Genomic DNA, 17045 nt, shown 5'->3' on the forward strand with positions numbered 1-17045 from the left:
TGTAACTTCAATTAAAACATAATTGTGATCAAATAAAAAAGAAACCTGTCAGTAATGAACTGACAGGTTTCTTTTTTATAATTTCGTACGAACATTCCAAAGCTCTGGGAAGAAACGTTGATCAAGTACTCGTTTTAAATAAGACACACCAGAAGAGCCACCTGTTCCCATTTTATGTCCGATAATACGTTCTACCGTTTTCATATGACGGAAACGCCATTGTTGTAGCCAATCTTCGATATCAATTAATTTTTCAGCAAGCTGATATAAGTTCCAATATTTTTTCACATCGGCATACACTTCTAACCATGCCGCTTCTACTGTTGCATCTTCTTCATAAGGCTGCGTAATATCACGATTTAACACATCTTTATGAATAGGGAATCCTTCTTTTACAAGTGCTTGAATTGCCACATCATACAAACTTGGTGCGTGTAGTGCTGTATGAAGACGAGCGTGTAATTCTGGATCTTTTTCATAAATTTTTAATGCATGCGGTGTTTTATAACCAAGCGCATACTCAATCATACGATATTGATACGATTGAAAACCTGAAGCTTGACCGAGTGAGTCACGGAATTCAATGTACTCTGATGGAGTTAATGTCGCAAGAATATCCCAAGATTGAATAATTTGCGACTGGATTTTTGATACACGTGCTAACATTTTAAACGCTGGTTGTAATTTATCTTGTTTAATAGACTCAATTGCTGCGTTTAACTCATGTAAAATAAGCTTCATCCAAAGTTCACTTGCTTGGTGAATCACGATAAATAACATTTCATCATGATGGTCTGATAATCTCTTTTGAGAAGATAGTAAACTATCTAATTGTAAGTATTCCCCGTACGTCATATTCTCTTTAAAGTCCGTATGAATTCCTTTTTCCATAATTACCTTTTCGTTTTCTTTCATATTAGCCAAACGCCCCTTTTATATAATTCTACTTATATTGGTCTAATAACTGCTCGAACTGGACTTCCATCTGCATCTGTTAAGGCAAGTGGTAACGCGATTAATTCGTAATCACCGTCTGCTACATGTTCTAGTACGACATTTTCTAAAATGTGTATGCCATGTTTAAACAATTGATGATGCGCTGCTAATTCTTTATCATCTAATGGATCAACTGAAGGTACATCTACCCCGATTAAACAGATACCTCTCTCTGAAAGAAACGGTGCTATATCTGCACGTAAATGCGGGATTACATCTGGGAATTCATTCACTTTACCATGTGAAGATGTGCGTAACAACAATCTTTCTACACCTTCTAAATGAAAGCTTTCTAATTCTTTTTTCCCAATGCTTTCAAGATTAGAAACATCTATGATGCGCGCTGGACCGACATAAACTTGAACATCTAAATCTATTACTTTCTTACCATCATTATCAAAATGAAACGGTGCGTCAATATGAGTACCTGTATGAATACTCATCGTTAACTTTCCGACATTTACCGACCCGCTTTCTTCTTTTGACCATGATACTTCATACGAGAACGGTGTATCCCCTGGCCAAGTAGCAATATCATTATTTAGCGGTTGTGAAATATCAATCCACTCTGATGATTTCATGTTTATGCCACAACCTCTCGCTTATTTTCAAACTTCTTATATTCTTCATCTTTCATGATTTTCTTTAAAATTTGAACAGAATGCCATACTTCTTCATATGTGTTATATAAAGCAACTGGCGCAAGTCTTACACCATTAGGTGCACGGAAATCAGGAATAATTCCATTTGCTTTTAGCGCTTTACAAATGCGTGCCGCTTCCGCATGCTCTAAATAAATATGTCCGCCTCGTTTTTCATCCTCTAATGGATTGCCAATTGTAAATCCGAAATCTTTTAATTCGTGATTAATTAAATTCAGCATGTATCTTGTAATATGTAGCGATTTTCCGCGTAAACGTTCTATACCAGCATCTTTAAATATTTCAAGAGAACCAATTAATGGTGCAGTACTTAATACGTGCGGTGTACCAATTTGATAAGCACCTGCATTATCAGCAGCTGTTAATGTATGTTCCATATCAAACTGCTTATCTTTTCTAGAACTAAACCAACCTGATAAACCTGGAATTCTATTAAAATGCTTGTTATTTACATAAAGGCCCGCGACTCCACCAGGTCCTGCATTTAAATATTTATAATTACACCAAATAGCGAAATCAACATCCCATTCTTTGAAATAATGCGGAATAGAACCGATTGAATGGCATAAATCGAATCCGATATGAATACCACGCTCATGCGCTTCCGCTGTTAAACGTTTCATATCAAGAATTTGGCCACTTCTATATAGTACAGAAGGCAATAAAATTAACGCGATATCATCTGTCATTGCGTGAATAATATCATCTTCTGAAAGTGTTCTACCATCGCGGCTCTTCACTCGTACTAAATGCTCATCTGGATCTAATCCTTTTAAACGAATTTGACTTTGAAGTGCATATATATCTGACGGGAATGTTAATTCATCCGCAAGAATTTTTGTACGTATTCCTTTTGGCTCATAAAATGTCGCAATTACTTGATGAATATTTGCAGTCGTGGAACCGGTTACAATAGTTTCTTCTGGTAAAGCTCCAATAAGAGGTGCAGTCAACTCACCTAATTTCTCCGAGAGGAAAAACCACGGATGCTCACCCTCTGTCCAGCCGTCAATGCCATACTCTTTCCATGAATTTAGCAAAGTGAGTAACGATTTCTCTGCTCTTTTTGAAAGTAGCCCTAATGAGTTTCCATCTAAATATATCGTTCCTTCTTTTTTATAGAATTCAGTTTGAAAATCTTTCAGTTCATCATGTTTATCACATTCAAGCGCATATTCATAAGTTGGTTGAAATGGTTCTTTATACATGGTGTCACCTTCTTTTAATTTTCTTTTTATTCTAACTAATTGAAATATATCACCTTAGTTGATATAACGTCAATGATATTATGTCAGTTGACTTTATATATGAATTTCTTTTACAATACAATTATATTTTCAGATATTTCAGTATAAAGAGGTGATTCTTTGAAAAACAATACTCTTTCATCAAGAAAACACCGCTCCATAGAAACAAAGAAGAAACTATTACACGCTGGTTACACTATTTTTATACGTAATGGATTTCAAAAAACGACAGTTACACAAATTATTAAACATGCAGAAACCGGTTATGGCACCGCATATGTATACTTTAAAAACAAAGATGATCTCCTCATCGTTTTAATGGAAGATGTTATGAATCAATTTTATGATATTGCTGAACGCTCCTTTTCGCCTCAAACGAAAGAGGAAGCACATAAAATGATCCAAAATCAAGTTAGAGCATTTCTGCAACTAGCAAAGAAAGAACGAGCTATTTTACAAGTAGTTGAAGAAGCGATTGGATTATCAAAAGAGATACTTCAAAAATGGGACGAGATACGGGAACGCTTTATAAACAATATTACGCAGGATATTACATACTCTCAACAAAGTAGATTAGCAAAGACTGAATTAAATAAAGACATTGTAGCACGTGCTTGGTTCGCGATGAATGAGATGTTTCTTTGGACGATTGTGAAAAATAATAACAATTTAGAGTTAGAAGAGATAGTACATACATTGACGGAAATGTATACGACAGGATTATATAAATAGCACACCTTCAATAAATAAAGTGTGCTATTTTACATCTATAAAAATATTTTATCTGGGTATGGTAACGCTAAAGGTGGCTTTTCAGATAGAGAGAAATATTGTAGTTTTAAAGATTCACCATCTTTAGAAAGTATGAAAGAACTCATTACTAAGTCTAATAATTGGCGTACATCTCCTGTTTTAAAGAAAATTCAAATCTTTGGTTATATCGATGGCATTCCAACTTCTATTCATGATTACGTTTTAAAACTTTATTTCCAAGGTAAGAAAAGAGAACTTAACGTTACCTCTTCTGAACTTACTTATTGGATAACAGAAAGATTTCGTATTGATAAAGAAATGTATACAAAGGCTTTTAAGATTTTCAATAAAAATCTTAAATAAATAAAAGCGTTACTCAATCCTTTGAGTAACGCTTTTCCTTTAATATGTCTTTCATATTAATTTTCTTTATTATAAGCAGTTTCTACACACTCTGCTAGACGCTCCATTTGTTCCATAGTCAAACCTCGTGAAATCCAACCTGTTAACTTATACATAATTTTATAATAAAAATTACTAGGTTCATATTCTGAAATTAATGTTAGTGCTGTACCTTCCTCATCTTCTTCTAACATATAAGTCATCGCTGAATAACCTTGCTTCATTTCACTTCCTAGTGAAATAATATGTGGTGCATCATATTCAATGATTTCTACTTCTGCCTCAATTATTTTCTTGCCGACTTTTTGAACAGAGATATATTTATCTCCTACACATGGATTCTCTTTATCCATATTTGAAGGATAACGATTTTCTATTATAAACGTATTCCATTCTTTTATTTTTTCATCTTCTACAATATAGTCACAAACTACATCAATTGGTGCTTTTATTACTATTTCTAGTGCGAAACTCATTAAACTGCCCCTCTCAAATACCCTATCCAATTCTATATTAACTCAATCATTATGCCATATTTTATATAGTGAAATACAAGTAGAATTTTAACTTTTATTGCAAGAATGCTTATTGTAATAAGAAAATCAGTTAAAATATTTTATAAACGATACAAGAATTAAAAATAAAGCAACAAGTAGTAAAACAAGTCCTATACTCCTATTTTCTTTTTCCTTATTTTTAAAATTTTGCACTCCCATACTAACTAACATAATCCCTAATAGTGTTTGCAAAATTAGCATACTCTGTTCCGAAGCATCATTCCAACTACAAATAGAAAATCCCATTACAATAATTGCAAGTAAAATCGTTAAGATCCTATTCATGCGTAGATCCCTCCTCTTTAAAAAGAAGCCGCTAAGTTTCCTTAGCGGCTTTATTAACAATTTATACTTACAAAATTAATTTTTATGAATTTGATATAATTCCAAAGAATTTCCTAGCCAATATAACTGCGTATGTTAGCATACCTTTTCTTTATTCATTCTACTTACAATCCCGACTATAAATTTATATTCAATCCTCCTCTTTTTTACTTTTTTAAATCCTTCTTTCGTATCAAAAATTAAACACGTTTTCCGAAACCAAATTCGTACATATAAAGACTCAAAGTAAATTGGTTTTATGATTCCACGTTCTTCAAATTCAGTTCCATCTGTATTTTCAGTTTCTGTTCGAACGAACCACCTATTTCCGATGCCAATTTCAATATACTTCACATAAGTCCCCCTCCCGAAAATTAATTTCTAACTATTCTATTATTTCCCCGGTAAGCGCACATTCCGACAGAACATGAGCCCACAAAGAAATAGTAGATTACAAAAATCTACTTTATAACTTATATTTTTGCATTCGTTTATAAAATGTACTTCGAGGTACATCTAACAGTTTGGCAGCTAATGAAACATTTCCATTCGTCTTTTCTAGCGCTTCAATCATACTATCACGCTGTATTTTCTCACGGAGATTGAATGTATGCTTTGTTATATTTTCTACTTGTAATGCAAGTTGATGTTGATTTCCCATCATAGTTTGTAATAAAAAAGAGATTTGCTTTTCGCATATTTCCCGTCCTTGCGACAAAATGTAAATACGTTCTAACACATTTAATAACTCTCGAATATTTCCGGACCATGTATGCTGTAAAAATTGATTAAAAATGCTCGTTGGAAATACCACATTCCAATTCTTTCGTCTACAAAAATCTTGTATGAAGTACGGAATATCTTCTTTTCTTTCTATTAACGACGGAACATATAGTGGATAAACATGTAAACGATAGTATAAATCTTGACGGAACTTGCCTTCTTCAACTAATCGCAGTAAATCTTTATGTGTTGCAGTAATAATACGAATACTTAACGGTACTTCTTTTGAACTGCCAATTGGGGTTACTGTTCGCTCTTGTAAAACACGTAATAATGCGACTTGCATCTCTGGCGGTACTTCACCAATTTCATCTAAAAATATTGTCCCTCCATCTGCTTGTTCGAATTTCCCTTTATACCCTTGGCGCCGCGCACCTGTAAACGCACCTTCAGCATAACCGAATAATTCACTTTCCATTAATTCTTTTGGTAATGAACCACAGTTAACAGCTATAAAAGGGCCATTTTTTCTTGGACTATTTTCATGAATCGCTCTCGCTACATATTCTTTCCCTACACCTGTTTCACCACAAACATATACACTAGCGTCAGTTGGAGATACAAGCTTAATTTCTTCTAAAGTATGTTGAAATGCATTGCTTGTCCCAATAACTCCTGGGAAAGTAATTCCACTAATAAATGGGGCAGTTGAAAATAAATTTCCTTGTTTATTTTCCTTTACATAAATACATTTCCCAATCATTCTATCATTACTATATACTGGCACCTCTAACTTAGGTTTCAATCCATTTTGCCTTAAATCTTCAAGTTTCATTCGTGACCAATTAGAAACTCGTTCTCGAACCTTCTTACTTGCAGAAACGATAACATCTCGATGATTACAAATGACAACTTGTTCATCACTGTCAATTACATCTAAAAAACGATGAATTAAATGTAGTTCATTTTGATGCACTCGAATACTACATTCACGTTCAATCGCATGTGCAATTGAAGTTACCATCCCTAGCATATAAGGATGTGAAAATTCAATTGGACAAGAGAAATCTAGAACCCCAATCAATTTCCCATCATCATTATGAATGGGAGCGGCCGCACAACTCCAGCTATGAGATGCGACAGAATAATGCTCTGTACCACTTATCATAATAGCCTCTTCAATCTGTAACGCGGTTCCTATCGCATTTGTACCAACAGCTGCTTCCGTCCATTTTACACCTTCAATGAAATTAATATGTTTCGCTCGTTTCAACGTTTGTTGATTTCCACTTAACGATAGAACGTAACCGTCTGGATCAATTAATAATGCCATCATTTGCAGTTCATCAATGGTTTTTCTCATACTTTGTATTTGAGGTATTGCTATATCGAGGAAGATTTCACTCTTTTTCTTTTGATCTTGAAAAACATTAGAAGACAAAATTTTCTGACCTTTATTCATGTGAGGATTCACATTTGCTTGTTTACATCGATGCCATGACTCTGAAATTCTTTCGTTCATACGGTTCGAATCAAGGACCCCTTCATTAATAAACTTTTTCCATGTATGTAAGTAAAACGGTGAAGCTAACATTGTATCATCTCCCTATTCATTATTTTGGAGATTATTAAAAACATACTTTTATTATAAAACTGAATAAAAGCGTTTTCAATAAAACTAGAAAGACGACACAAATATGTTAATAATTTGAATATCTTAATGCACTTCTTTATTCTTTTTTAGTAAAACCATATTTTGTATAATGGACGCAAAGAAAATACATAACCAAAACCACTTTTGTGGAGTATCATTTATAAAGAAAACAATGACCGCTATTGCAAATAAAATGGTAGATGCTAAACTAAAATATAATTTTGTTTTAATTCTCATTATTACTCCCTCCTCTATCACCTTACTGTACAGACTAACTCTTCATTTTTTAACTCTAGTATGTACTTCTGTAAAACATATTCTCTTCCGCCATGCTTTTCATACCAATCATATATTCTTTTCACATGCCCCTCGTCGCTTCTGATTTTCGATTCAATTTCTTTATACTGTATATAACTATCGTATTCCCATATGGCGAATATTTCAGTTGTACCATCATTATTATCTTTCATCCAGCGTCCTATTAGCCTGGAACCATGCTTTAATTGATTGGGTAAGTTCGTGTTAGTAAAATGCTCGTTAAATATTTCTACAAATTCATTCTTTACTAAATAGTACTTTCTTCTGTAAAACATTCCACTACACCTCTTTTATGAATCTTCCCATTACAACCGTATTATAATACTTTTCATCCGACAGCCTTTTATCATTTTTCAAAATACCTTCTACTTCAAAACCTAATTTTTTATAAAGTTGAATGGCTTTCTCGTTTGTCTCTAACACTTGTAATGATATCTTTTTAATCTCATTTTCATCAGCCCACTGAATAGATTGTTGCAGTAAACTCTTACCGATTCTATATCCCCAAAACTCTCTTAAAATACAAACACCAAATTCTACTTTATGTTTTAATCTCTTCAAATTTGATCCTTCACATCTTGAAAATCCTACGATTCGGTTGTCCACTTCTGCAACTAAAAAGAGATTCTTCATCCTTTCACTATCTGTTTTTATTATTTTTTGAAAACCTAACTTATCTATAAATCCCTCCCCAGCTTCTCTATCCATATTTTCAGTTTCACCATCGATCTGAACTCTAATTTTCGATAACTGCTCTGCATCCGTTTCAACTGCAGAACGAACTGTATAAATTAATCCATTTATATGAAACTCTTGTTCTTTTATAATCATTTTAAACTCCTTTTAAATGGGATCTATTGACGCTATTACAATTTCTTTACCTTGTTCCTGAAATTGTTGAATCGTTTCTTTACTAGCTTCTTCATCTGTTATAATAAGTTCGATTTCTATTAGTGACTCTCCTTTTATAAAGCAGTCTATTCCGAGTTTATTATGAGGAGCTAAACAAATATTTCTTCTAGCAATTTTGCTTACGGTTTTTCCAAAATAAGCAACTTCAGGCGTTGCAGTACTTATACCATTCAATGAAATGCCGCCACCTGTAGAGAAATACAGATCAATAGATAATCTACTTATCATTTCAGAGGAAAGTGTATCTGTCATATTTCCTGATGGTTTCACTTTTCCACCAATTAAATACGTTTCTACATTCTTATACTCCCGTAACTTACTAGCAATCTCTAAAGAATTCGTAATCACTGTAAATGATGTTTCAGGTAAATACTTTAACATCGTATTATGAATAGATGCCCCGCCAATAAAAACGGAATCTCCTTCTTGTATGTATGATGCAGCAACTTTCGCAATCGCTTCTGCATTTAGTGAACTATCACGATAACATTTTGATAGTTTGGCGGCTAAGTTCCTCACTCGCGTAAGTTCAACTGCACCTCCATGTGTTCTTTTTAACAAGCCATCCTTCTCCATAATAGACAAATCTCTTCTTATAGAATCAATAGACATATCGAAACTTTCCGCAAGATCTTTAGCAATTACCCTTCCGTTTTTCTTAAGTAACTCTAAAATTTTCTCTCTACGCTCTTCAGTAAACATGTACCCACCGCCGTTATTGAAGATTCTGAAATCTCATCCTTATTTTAATTATATGCATGTCTCTTCCGTTTTACAATATTTTCAATTCTTATTCACTCCGTTTTATTCAGCTTTTCTCTCTTTCTATTCCGTTAACTTCAGAACGAAACAAATGCATATTTGCATATTCCACAAACATACTTCCATTTAACTTCCTATTGATGTAAAATTATTCCTATGTTTTACTTTTTAGCACAGAAAGGAATTATTATGAAATCTATAATTAAAGTAACTTGTACAGCATTATTATTTACAGGACTAATGGCAGGATGTAATGGGAATACTGCACCGAAACAAGAAAAGAGCGCTCTTGAAAAGAATGCAATGCACTATGGGGAAATATATAAGAATAAATACTATAGAGCAACTGTTGAAAATGCTAAATTCGAAAAAATAGACAAAGAGTGGCGTCTCACAGCTCGCGTTACTATAAATAACGCTCGTGTTGACGGACAAACGATAGATCTTTCAGAAATAAAATATTTCATAAAAGATGAAAAAACGGGTGAAAAATACGAAGGTGCAGTTATACAAAATGAAAATGCTAAAAAGATTCCATCTGAGTTTTCTTTAACTAGCGACATTCAATTTAATATGAAAACTTCACCAAAAGATTTAAATAATATGTATTTATACATAGATAGCAAAGCTGCGCCGTTAACAGATACATATTGGAAACTTGATAATTTAGCATCTAAATAAAAAACAGTCTTATAAGACTGTTTTTTTGTTTGTAAAGTTATAAAGTTTACTAGTTACTTATCTCAAGCAATACGTCTTTTGCACAAATTGTCACTTCTTCAAATGGGCAATCAAATAAAACACCCAATTCGAATCCTTCATTCGTAAGATTTATCTCATGACTTAACCACCAAGCACCTTCAAAATCTTCCGGAATTGAACACTTCGTTACGCCTGTAAAAGTTACTTGCAGTTTATCAAATTCACTGAAAGTACCACTGCAATCTAAAGTAATAATTAGCGTATCTTTTGATCTTCTCTCTACTGATTTGACTACACTATCATGTAGTGAGTAATCATGTAGTTGAACGACATTCTGCAAGAGCTTTTCTTTTATACTATTATAATTATCTATACAAGCTTGTTCTAAATCATTCATTCTTTTCTCATAATCTACTGTCCACTCAAGCATAAGTTTCTTTAATTTTTCCGATGGGTATTCTGAATTAATGGTATTGTCATGAATGTATGGATGTAATGACTTAGGTAGAAACTTTAATAAATCTTCTTTCTTTTCTTCCACGTCTTCTCTTAAACTTTGCTTATAATCCACTCCTACTTTTTCGCTCTCTCGCAACAGCTCTTCCCATTCTTCTACTGTTTCTGGGAAAATTAAGAATCCAAATACTTGCATTTCTTTATACCAATCTTTATTGAAATACTTCAATAGCTTTCCTCCTAAAACATTTTAACATCCAACAAAAGCGATATATCTATTTATTATATCATTCCAATAACTATTTTTTCTAAAGAAAAAATGCAAAACTGTAAATATTCCGCCTTTTATTTCTAAAACTTCAGAATATTTACAATTATTTATAATTAGAATACATTTTAATAGTACAAAGATTCACTTGTACAAAAATCTAAACAAAAAGGGATGGTTATATGTTGAAGAAATTAGTAGCAGGTACACTAGTAGCGGGATTTGCATTCACTGGAGGACTAGGAGTAGCAAGTGCTGAAGAAAAAAGTAATGTAATTAAATCATTTGATTATTTAAAAGTTGATGAACAGAATGTTACTTCTTTTGCAAAATTAAGTGATCAGGAGAAAAAAAACATCCAAATTACTATGGTATTACCTGAGCAAAATGAAAATGGAGATTGGTTAGCTTATGGTTTTACTAGCCGTGAAACATTAGATGCTTATATTGAAAAGGATAAAAAAGCACTTAAAAATAAAATTAATCCTTTAGGTAGCGGTGCTGGTAGTACTGATTTTTATGAACATAAAAATAAAGGTGGCCAATATATTTACTGGAGCAGCGGTTTTAAAAACCTACCTTCTAGCTGGAATGACAGAATTTCTTCTGTAAGTACAGCATCGCCTTCAGCAAGTTATTCAACGACACTTTGGGAGCATACTTCAACACAAGGATATGGAAAAGGTGTTGTATTTAAACATGCTGATTGGTATGGTAAAACTGCTAATTTAGCTGCTGATTGGAACGATATTACTTCAGCGATTGACGTAAAAAAATAATAGGATATTTAATTTTTTCTGTGAAAATTCAAACCACTATTCTCTTATTCATTTAGAGAATAGTGGTTTATTATATTTCCATTTAAGCATGTACAGCATGTCCTATTGCTTGCAATAACGCTTCATGAATCGCTTCAGATAAAGTTGGATGCGCTGCAATATAATCTCTCATTATATCAGCGGTAACTTCTGTATGAATCATTACAGTTCCTTGTCCAATCAGTTCGGTTGCATGAGGACCGATAATTGAAATCCCTATAATTTCTTGATATTTAGGTTCCACAATAACTTTTACTTTTCCTATTTGTTCTCCAATAATAAGTGCTTTTCCGTTCGCTGTAAAAGGAAATTCTCCAATTTGTATGTCACCGTACTGCTCTCTTGCATCTTTTTCTGTTAAACCGACGCTAGCAATTTCTGGTGCTGTATACATACAGCGAGGTACAGCATGATAGTTTACTTTTACATCTTCTCCGCTCGCATGTAATGCTGCTGTCGTTCCTTCATGGAAAGCAACGTGGGCAAGCTGGATTCCACCAATCACATCACCTGCTGCGTAAATATGTGATTTACTTGTTTGCATATGTTCATTCACAGAAATTCCTTTATTTGAAAATTGGACGCCTGCTTTTTCTAAATCTAATCCTTGAACACGTGGTTTTCGACCTACAGAAACGAGAACATATTCCGGGTTAGCTTCTTGGATGCTTCCTTCATATTCAAATGAAGCTTGCTTCTTATAATTATTTAATCCTTTTAAAGCAGCTCCTGTAAATATTTCTACACCGTCATTTTCTAATTTCTCTCTTAATGTATGTGCTATATCTTCATCTTCACCAGGTAATAATTGTGGTGCCATTTCAACAATCGTAACTTTTGTTCCAAGGCGACTATAAATACTTGCAAACTCGCACCCTATTACACCACCGCCAACAATTAATAATGATTTCGGTATATTTTCTAAGGACATTGCATGGCTACTATTTAAAATCCACTTCCCTTCAAATGGAGCAAAAGGTAATTCAGTCGGCTCTGAACCTGCCGCTATAATGAACTGATCTCCATCTACTACATCTTCTTTATTACCATTTGTAACTCGCACACGGTGATCCGTTTCGAATTTCGCTCTACCTTGCATAACCTTTATTTTATTTTTCTTCATTAAATATTGAATTCCTTGGACGAGCTGTGTTATGATTTGTGATTTCCTCGCCTGTATTTGCTTCCAATCAACTGAAATACTTCCTTCGTTAAGCATAACTCCATAATGATTCGCTTTTCTCACAATGTCATGTACTTCTGCACTTTCTAACAATGATTTTGTAGGCATACATCCAACATTTAAACAAGTCCCGCCAAGATCAGCTTCATCAATAAGAGTGACATCTTTTCCGTTTTGAGCCGCGGTAATTGCCGCTACATAACCAGCAGGACCGCCTCCAATAACAACTAATTTACTCATTCTCTCACCTTCTCTTTATAAAAGAATTGTTACAGGTTCTTCTAAATAACGTTTAATTGTGCGTAAAAATGCAGCTGCTGGTACACCATCTAATACTCGATGATCGAATGTTAAACTTAAAGGTAACATACTTCCTTTTCTTAATTTTTCCCCTTTATATACAGGAATATGTTCAATTGCACCTACACCTAAAATACCAGTTTCAGGTGTATTTAATACTGGCGTGAAATATTCAATACCGAAGCTACCTAAATTACTAATTGTAAAGGTTGTTCCTTGCATATCATCACTACTTAAACTGCCTGCTCGTGCTTTTTGTGCAACGTTTTTAATCTCTTTAGATAACTCTACTAAAGGTAGATTATTAGCAAAACGAATAGCTGGAACGACTAATCCTTTTTCTAATGCGACCGCCATACCTAAATGAACATGTTCAAATTGATGAATTACATCATCTATATAAGCGCTGTTCATTTCTTTATGCTCTCTAAGCGCTAATACCACAGCACGAGAAACGAAATCCGTAATGGTTAGTTTGTTATCGTATCGTTTTTGTACGACTTCCGCTATGTCTTTATGTAAAGCAACTAAATCTGTAACATCTACTTTCATTGTTAATGTTAATTGCGCACTATTTTGTAAACTTGTATGCATACGGTTCGCGATTGCTTTTCGCATACCAGTAACAGGAATGACTTTACTTTCTTCTTGTTCAAGTACTCCTGGAATTACGACTTTTTCTTCAAGCGCCTTTAATACGTCTACCTTTGTAATTCTTCCGCCGGGCCCTGTACCAACTAATGCCTTGATATCCAGATTTTCAGACTTTGCAATTTTCTTCGCTACAGGTGAAATTTTGATTCTTTGCTTCGTCACATCTATCGCATATGGTTCTGGATGTTGGACCTTTTTAACTTCTGGCTTCGGTGTTTTTTCTTCTACCACTTGTGTACTTTCATTTACTTCTACTTTTTCGTTCGGCTTACCGATATAGCAAATTACAGTACCCGGCGGCACTCCCTCATCTTCACTTACAGCTATATCAAGAACAGTTCCATCAGCTGGTGCTTCTATTTCCGTTTCGATTTTTTCCGAGTTAATACTAGCAATTAGTTCACCTTTTGCTACATGATCACCTGTTTTAATATTCCAGCTCGTAATAATACCTTCTTTCATCGCCATACCTAACTTTGGCATTACAACTTCTACAGCCATGCTTCTCTCCCCTTTCTCATCGTTTCATTACACATGTAATAACGATTGGTCTCCGATCATTTCTGATACAGTTTCAATTACTTTCTCCGGCGTTGGTAAATATAACTTTTCAAGTGGTGGAGAGAATGGAACTGGTGTATGTGGTGCTGTAATCCGTTTAATAGGTGCATCTAACAAATCGAATCCTTTATCCGCTACAATTGCCGCAATATCTGTTGCAATACTACATCTTGGATTTGCTTCGTCAATAACGATTAGGCGATTTGTTTTTTCAACAGATGCTAAAATGGTATCTTCATCAAGCGGTGACAAAGAACGTGGATCGATTACTTCTACTTCAAGTCCTTTTTTCGATAATTGCTCAGCAGCTGCAAGTGCTGTATGAACTTGTTTTCCAATTGCGACGATTGTTACATCAGAACCTTCACGTTTAATATCTGCTTTCCCTAATGGAATTGTATAGTACCCTTCCGGCACTTCACCTTTCATATTGTAGAGTGTTTTATCTTCAAAGAAGATTACTGGGTCATCATCTTCAATTGCTGCTAATAATAAGCCTTTTGCGTCATACGGAGTAGAAGGAACGACAACTTTTATACCTGGAATACTCGTAAACAACGCATATAAACTCTGTGAGTGTTGTGCAGCTGCGCTAAAACCAGCACCATGCATCGTACGTACTGTAACTGGAACTTTCGCTTTACCACCGAACATATAGCGGAACTTTGCACCTTGGTTTAATACTTGATCAAGACAACTTCCAATAAAATCATTAAACATTAATTCTGCAATTGGACGTAGTCCCGTTGCAGCAGCTGCCATCGCCGCTCCCATATAACCTGCTTCTGAAATTGGTGTATCTAAAATACGATTCCGGCCAAACTCTTGTACAAGTCCTTTCGTAACACCGAGTACACCGCCCCATGCTTCATCATCTTGCAAATGATCAACTTGTGCACCACCTGCAACATCTTCGCCTATTAAAATTACATTTTCATCACGACGCATTGAGATTTTCATCGCTTCATTAATTGCAGTTGACATACTTACTGTTCTAGTCATTATTTTTCACCCTCCTCTTATTTGTAAGAAACGTATACATCTTTTAACAATTCTTCATCCCCTGGATATGGACTGTTTTCACTAAACTCAATTGATTTTTGTACTGCTTCATCTACTGCCTTTTCCATATCTACAAGTTCAGATTCAGTTAATAGTGCTTCATGAATTAAATGCTTACGGAAATTCACAATTGCATCTTTTTCATTTAAATGTTCTTCTTTTTCTTCTGCAGTTTTATACGTTTGTGCTTCACCTTCAAAATGACCGTAATTACGATATGTCATGCATTCAATTATTGTTGGCCCACCGCCATTACGCGCACGTTCTACTGCTTCTTGCGCCGCTTTATACACTGCAAGTAAATCTTTTCCATCTACTTGAACACCTGGAATATTATATGCTTTCGCGCGATCTGCAATGGAATCACAACTTGAAGCATATTCAAATGTCGTTGCTTCACCGTAACAGTTATTTTCTGCGATAAAAATAACTGGTAACTTCCAAATCGCCGCTAAATTAACCCCTTCATGAAATGTTCCTTCATTATTTGCTCCGTCACCGAAGAAACAAATACTTACATCTTTCGTACCTTTATATTTAGCTGTTAATGCTGAGCCGCAAGCAAGTGGGAAACCACCACCTACAATCCCATTTGCACCAAGCATTCCTTTATTTAAATCGGCAATATGCATGGAACCGCCTTTACCTTTACATAATCCTGTCGCTTTCCCAAAAAGTTCAGCCATCATACCGTTTAAATCACAGCCTTTTGCGATACAATGTCCATGTCCTCTATGCGTACTTGTAATACTGTCATGATCCGTTAAGTGGGCACATACACCAACTGCTACTGCTTCTTCACCTGCGTATAAATGAACGAAACCTGGTAGAACGCCTTGCGCGAATAATTCATGTACCTTATCTTCAAACTTACGAATCTCTAACATTTTTTCATACATCCAACGAGCTTGTTCTTTCGTAATTTCATTCCCTTTACTTTCAGTTGTTTTTAACATGTCCAGCCCTCCTATTTTCTTGTTCATCTTTTATATTGCAAATACTGTGCCAACTTCTAATCCTTGATTTCATAGTTTTTCTCTATTCCTTCAAAATAAAAAAGTGGACAAAATGAGACACTTGTCTCGTTTTGTCCACTTTTGTTCACCTAATTTGAGAATTATGATCTTATTCATTATCAAAACTCTTCTGTAACTTCCGGATGTAGATAATTTGACCAATATGATAAGCATTATGAGTTGTTACATTTGCTAATACTTCCCACCACTTTGCGGAAACAGGAAATCCAACCACATCACTTTCAACCTTTTCTTCATTTATTAGCTTTTGCCATAGTAACAGTTTCTCTAGTAGCTTTTCTCTTAACTCATCGAAAGATTGATTATCTGAAAGCATAAAACTTTTGTTATTATCACCAATAGCAGGCACGGCATTCACATTCGATTCTTTGTACCTAGTTTGCCACGTTGAGTTCCAATACAATAAATGTTGTACAATTTCAGCTATACTATTACTCTCTTCATTCGGTTTCCAGAAAGCTTCTCTCTCAGGTAGATCTTTCACTGCATCTGAAAATGGAATATACCAACTAGGATCGTTTGCATTCGCTAATAACTGATCTGCTAATACATCCTTCACATGGGCCATTTTTATTCCCTCATTTCATTAACGTATTCATACTCACTTCTTTATATACGCTGAGTCCGTATGATTCCCTCTTTTAAAATAGAATTAACGATATTGCTCTTAAAACGAATGTAAGATTAATAGATT

At 34.4% G+C, this 17045-nt stretch carries 20 protein-coding genes and 2 pseudogenes; 4 read left to right on the plus strand and 18 right to left on the minus strand.

The window, feature by feature from the left end; all coding sequences use genetic code 11:
• Window positions 1–75 precede the first annotated feature (75 nt).
• Genes kynA through kynU form a run of 3 tightly spaced genes read right to left on the minus strand, consistent with a single transcriptional unit; the run spans window position 76 to window position 2866 of the window.
• On the minus strand, window positions 76–915 hold the full coding sequence (gene kynA / locus AC3WTI_RS04585) for a tryptophan 2,3-dioxygenase (RefSeq protein WP_000661967.1): 840 nt from the start codon (window positions 913–915) through the stop codon (window positions 76–78).
• A gap of 32 nt (window positions 916–947) precedes the next feature.
• A complete protein-coding gene (gene kynB, locus AC3WTI_RS04590) occupies window positions 948–1577 on the minus strand; it encodes an arylformamidase (protein WP_087956152.1) in 630 nt (209 codons plus the stop codon).
• A 2-nt stretch (window positions 1578–1579) separates the two neighbouring features.
• Window positions 1580–2866 (minus strand): kynureninase, encoded by a 1287-nt coding sequence (gene kynU, locus AC3WTI_RS04595; RefSeq protein ID WP_097841104.1) that lies wholly within the window; start codon window positions 2864–2866, stop codon window positions 1580–1582.
• 159 nt (window positions 2867–3025) lie between these two features.
• Here kynU and AC3WTI_RS04600 point away from each other — a divergent pair, with 159 nt between their 5' ends.
• Window positions 3026–3637: a TetR/AcrR family transcriptional regulator gene (locus tag AC3WTI_RS04600; RefSeq protein ID WP_087956150.1), complete on the plus strand. Its 612-nt coding sequence runs from the start codon at window positions 3026–3028 to the stop codon at window positions 3635–3637.
• 35 nt (window positions 3638–3672) lie between these two features.
• Here AC3WTI_RS04600 and AC3WTI_RS04605 read toward each other — a convergent pair.
• Window positions 3673–3759: pseudogene (locus tag AC3WTI_RS04605) on the minus strand (NUDIX hydrolase); the annotation flags it as partial.
• Window position 3760: 1 nt separating this feature from the next.
• On the opposite strand from AC3WTI_RS04605, the pseudogene AC3WTI_RS04610 reads away from it, so the two are divergent.
• Window positions 3761–4050, plus strand: a pseudogene (locus tag AC3WTI_RS04610) (hypothetical protein); the annotation flags it as partial.
• A 27-nt stretch (window positions 4051–4077) separates the two neighbouring features.
• On the opposite strand, the gene AC3WTI_RS04615 reads toward AC3WTI_RS04610, so the two are convergent.
• The 8 genes from AC3WTI_RS04615 to AC3WTI_RS04650 all read right to left on the minus strand — a co-directional run bounded on the left by AC3WTI_RS04615 (window position 4078) and on the right by AC3WTI_RS04650 (window position 9250).
• The gene (locus AC3WTI_RS04615) at window positions 4078–4536 is read right to left on the minus strand and encodes an SRPBCC domain-containing protein (protein ID WP_087956148.1); all 459 of its coding nucleotides are present in this window, start codon (window positions 4534–4536) and stop codon (window positions 4078–4080) included.
• Window positions 4537–4662: 126 nt separating this feature from the next.
• Window positions 4663–4902 carry a DUF3953 domain-containing protein gene (locus tag AC3WTI_RS04620; protein WP_142305854.1) on the minus strand — a complete coding sequence of 80 codons (240 nt, stop codon included), beginning with the start codon at window positions 4900–4902 and terminating at the stop codon, window positions 4663–4665.
• A 135-nt stretch (window positions 4903–5037) separates the two neighbouring features.
• Entirely contained in the window at window positions 5038–5295 is a 258-nt protein-coding gene (locus tag AC3WTI_RS04625) for a DUF3977 family protein (protein WP_087956147.1), read from the minus strand.
• Window positions 5296–5407: 112 nt separating this feature from the next.
• Window positions 5408–7258, minus strand: a complete 1851-nt coding sequence (locus tag AC3WTI_RS04630; protein WP_087956146.1) for a sigma-54-dependent Fis family transcriptional regulator — start codon at window positions 7256–7258, stop codon at window positions 5408–5410.
• 123 nt (window positions 7259–7381) lie between these two features.
• Window positions 7382–7555, minus strand: a complete 174-nt coding sequence (locus AC3WTI_RS04635) for a hypothetical protein (protein ID WP_001220797.1) — start codon at window positions 7553–7555, stop codon at window positions 7382–7384.
• 17 nt (window positions 7556–7572) lie between these two features.
• Window positions 7573–7911, minus strand: coding sequence for an NIPSNAP family protein (locus AC3WTI_RS04640; protein ID WP_087956144.1), 339 nt, complete (start codon window positions 7909–7911; stop codon window positions 7573–7575).
• A gap of 4 nt (window positions 7912–7915) precedes the next feature.
• Window positions 7916–8467, minus strand: coding sequence for a GNAT family N-acetyltransferase (locus tag AC3WTI_RS04645; RefSeq protein ID WP_087956143.1), 552 nt, complete (start codon window positions 8465–8467; stop codon window positions 7916–7918).
• A 12-nt stretch (window positions 8468–8479) separates the two neighbouring features.
• Entirely contained in the window at window positions 8480–9250 is a 771-nt protein-coding gene (locus AC3WTI_RS04650) for a DeoR/GlpR family DNA-binding transcription regulator (protein WP_087956142.1), read from the minus strand.
• Between the two features lie 249 nt (window positions 9251–9499).
• On the opposite strand from AC3WTI_RS04650, the gene AC3WTI_RS04655 reads away from it, so the two are divergent.
• Window positions 9500–9991 (plus strand): hypothetical protein, encoded by a 492-nt coding sequence (locus AC3WTI_RS04655; protein ID WP_253621573.1) that lies wholly within the window; start codon window positions 9500–9502, stop codon window positions 9989–9991.
• 49 nt (window positions 9992–10040) lie between these two features.
• On the opposite strand, the gene AC3WTI_RS04660 is transcribed toward AC3WTI_RS04655, so the two are convergent.
• Window positions 10041–10697 (minus strand): DUF4085 family protein, encoded by a 657-nt coding sequence (locus AC3WTI_RS04660; RefSeq protein WP_097841105.1) that lies wholly within the window; start codon window positions 10695–10697, stop codon window positions 10041–10043.
• 221 nt (window positions 10698–10918) lie between these two features.
• On the opposite strand from AC3WTI_RS04660, the gene AC3WTI_RS04665 reads away from it, so the two are divergent.
• Window positions 10919–11515: a hypothetical protein gene (locus AC3WTI_RS04665; RefSeq protein WP_097841106.1), complete on the plus strand. Its 597-nt coding sequence runs from the start codon at window positions 10919–10921 to the stop codon at window positions 11513–11515.
• Between the two features lie 82 nt (window positions 11516–11597).
• Here the strand turns inward: AC3WTI_RS04665 and lpdA are convergent, their stop codons facing one another.
• From lpdA to AC3WTI_RS04690, 5 genes are all read right to left on the minus strand, one after another.
• Complete coding sequence (gene lpdA / locus AC3WTI_RS04670) at window positions 11598–12977, minus strand: dihydrolipoyl dehydrogenase (RefSeq protein ID WP_087956138.1); 1380 nt, start codon at window positions 12975–12977, stop codon at window positions 11598–11600.
• Window positions 12978–12992: 15 nt separating this feature from the next.
• Window positions 12993–14192, minus strand: a complete 1200-nt coding sequence (locus AC3WTI_RS04675; protein WP_097841107.1) for a dihydrolipoamide acetyltransferase family protein — start codon at window positions 14190–14192, stop codon at window positions 12993–12995.
• Window positions 14193–14219: 27 nt separating this feature from the next.
• Window positions 14220–15254 carry an acetoin:2,6-dichlorophenolindophenol oxidoreductase subunit beta gene (gene acoB, locus AC3WTI_RS04680; RefSeq protein WP_000198893.1) on the minus strand — a complete coding sequence of 345 codons (1035 nt, stop codon included), beginning with the start codon at window positions 15252–15254 and terminating at the stop codon, window positions 14220–14222.
• 17 nt (window positions 15255–15271) lie between these two features.
• Window positions 15272–16270: an acetoin:2,6-dichlorophenolindophenol oxidoreductase subunit alpha gene (acoA, locus tag AC3WTI_RS04685; RefSeq protein WP_492304340.1), complete on the minus strand. Its 999-nt coding sequence runs from the start codon at window positions 16268–16270 to the stop codon at window positions 15272–15274.
• A 169-nt stretch (window positions 16271–16439) separates the two neighbouring features.
• Window positions 16440–16919: a DinB family protein gene (locus AC3WTI_RS04690; RefSeq protein ID WP_087956134.1), complete on the minus strand. Its 480-nt coding sequence runs from the start codon at window positions 16917–16919 to the stop codon at window positions 16440–16442.
• Window positions 16920–17045: the final 126 nt, after the last annotated feature.

The organism is Bacillus sp. EB106-02-03-XG38 (genome assembly GCF_058792175.1).

Excerpts from the sequence above, each read along its gene's own strand:
- AC3WTI_RS04690 (WP_087956134.1), bottom strand. The coding sequence starts at position 16,919 with ATGGCCCATGTGAAGGATGTATTAGCAGATCAGTTATTAGCGAATGCA.
- AC3WTI_RS04630 (WP_087956146.1), bottom strand. The coding sequence starts at position 7,258 with ATGTTAGCTTCACCGTTTTACTTACATACATGGAAAAAGTTTATTAAT.
- lpdA (WP_087956138.1), bottom strand. The coding sequence starts at position 12,977 with ATGAGTAAATTAGTTGTTATTGGAGGCGGTCCTGCTGGTTATGTAGCG.
- AC3WTI_RS04640 (WP_087956144.1), bottom strand. The coding sequence starts at position 7,911 with ATGTTTTACAGAAGAAAGTACTATTTAGTAAAGAATGAATTTGTAGAA.
- AC3WTI_RS04635 (WP_001220797.1), bottom strand. The coding sequence starts at position 7,555 with ATGAGAATTAAAACAAAATTATATTTTAGTTTAGCATCTACCATTTTA.
- kynA (WP_000661967.1), bottom strand. The coding sequence starts at position 915 with ATGAAAGAAAACGAAAAGGTAATTATGGAAAAAGGAATTCATACGGAC.
- AC3WTI_RS04615 (WP_087956148.1), bottom strand. The coding sequence starts at position 4,536 with ATGAGTTTCGCACTAGAAATAGTAATAAAAGCACCAATTGATGTAGTT.
- AC3WTI_RS04675 (WP_097841107.1), bottom strand. The coding sequence starts at position 14,192 with ATGGCTGTAGAAGTTGTAATGCCAAAGTTAGGTATGGCGATGAAAGAA.
- AC3WTI_RS04665 (WP_097841106.1), top strand. The coding sequence starts at position 10,919 with ATGTTGAAGAAATTAGTAGCAGGTACACTAGTAGCGGGATTTGCATTC.
- kynU (WP_097841104.1), bottom strand. The coding sequence starts at position 2,866 with ATGTATAAAGAACCATTTCAACCAACTTATGAATATGCGCTTGAATGT.
- AC3WTI_RS04645 (WP_087956143.1), bottom strand. The coding sequence starts at position 8,467 with ATGATTATAAAAGAACAAGAGTTTCATATAAATGGATTAATTTATACA.
- AC3WTI_RS04655 (WP_253621573.1), top strand. The coding sequence starts at position 9,500 with ATGAAATCTATAATTAAAGTAACTTGTACAGCATTATTATTTACAGGA.
- acoB (WP_000198893.1), bottom strand. The coding sequence starts at position 15,254 with ATGACTAGAACAGTAAGTATGTCAACTGCAATTAATGAAGCGATGAAA.
- acoA (WP_492304340.1), bottom strand. The coding sequence starts at position 16,270 with ATGTTAAAAACAACTGAAAGTAAAGGGAATGAAATTACGAAAGAACAA.
- AC3WTI_RS04620 (WP_142305854.1), bottom strand. The coding sequence starts at position 4,902 with ATGAATAGGATCTTAACGATTTTACTTGCAATTATTGTAATGGGATTT.
- AC3WTI_RS04650 (WP_087956142.1), bottom strand. The coding sequence starts at position 9,250 with ATGTTTACTGAAGAGCGTAGAGAGAAAATTTTAGAGTTACTTAAGAAA.
- kynB (WP_087956152.1), bottom strand. The coding sequence starts at position 1,577 with ATGAAATCATCAGAGTGGATTGATATTTCACAACCGCTAAATAATGAT.